The sequence below is a fragment of the Bradyrhizobium campsiandrae genome (assembly GCF_014529705.1).
In the GTDB taxonomy this organism is placed as follows: domain Bacteria; phylum Pseudomonadota; class Alphaproteobacteria; order Rhizobiales; family Xanthobacteraceae; genus Bradyrhizobium; species Bradyrhizobium campsiandrae.
In genome coordinates, this window is record NZ_JAANIH010000368.1 from 1 (window position 1) to 245 (window position 245).

Genomic DNA, 245 nt, shown 5'->3' on the forward strand with positions numbered 1-245 from the left:
CTCCTGGTTTCGACTGCTCGCCGATTTCCGCGATTTATCCGTTTCCGCGGCTGCGGCATAGCTCCATTCAATTCAACTGTTTTGGAGTGGATCCATGGCCCGGATCTTTCGTTTTCATCAGCATGGCCGTGTTCGTCAGGGCCGTCGATCTCGGCTCGTTCGCAGCGGCGGCCGACGCTCTGGAGATGTCGGGGCCGATGGTCGGCAAGCATGTGCGCTTCCTCGAAGAGCGCCTCGGCGTCCGC

At 60.8% G+C, this 245-nt stretch carries 1 protein-coding gene; it reads left to right on the forward strand.

The features are described 5' to 3' along the window. Positions 1–122: 122 nt before the first annotated feature. On the forward strand, positions 123–245 hold a 123-nt coding region (locus tag G8O24_RS43455; protein ID WP_188108490.1), incomplete at its 3' end, for a helix-turn-helix domain-containing protein.